Annotated in this window: 1 protein-coding gene; it reads left to right on the top strand. The window is 52.5% G+C overall.

The window, feature by feature from the left end; translation table 11 throughout:
• Nucleotides 1-564, top strand: a 564-nt coding sequence (locus tag ACTHUM_RS18140) for a response regulator (protein ID WP_440403701.1), incomplete at both ends; no start/stop codon positions are given.

The raw sequence follows: 564 nt of genomic DNA on the forward strand, positions 1-564 counted from the left end.
ATCAAACGCGTCCGGCCATGGTGTTGCTGGACATTTGGATGCCCGATTGCGACGGTATCACTTTGTTGAAAGAGTGGGCGAAAAACGGTCAACTCAATATGCCTGTTGTTATGATGAGCGGTCATGCCAGCATTGACACCGCGGTTGAAGCCACTAAAATCGGCGCGCTCGATTTTCTGGAAAAACCGATTGCCCTGCAAAAACTCTTGTCTGCGGTAGAACGCGCCTTGAAACATGGCGAAGTTCAGACGGCCTCCGGTATGACTTTGGACAAACTGGGCAACAGCCCCGTCATTCAAGAAATGAACGGCAGCATTGAAGCGGCCGCCAAACACAACCGCCCGCTGTTGTTGGCTGGTGAGGCAGGCTCGCCGTTTGAAATTGTCGCCCGCTATCTGCACAAAAGCGGTACGCCTTGGGTGGCAACCGACCGTGTCGAACACATTGTCGATACGCCGATGGAGCTGTTGCAAAAGGCATCAGGCGGCATTTTGTATGTCGGCGATATTGCCCGTTACAGCAAAAACATCCAAAACGGCATTGCTTTTTTGCTGGAGAAAGCCG

It is taken from the genome of Neisseria sp. P0021.S006 (assembly GCF_051956895.1).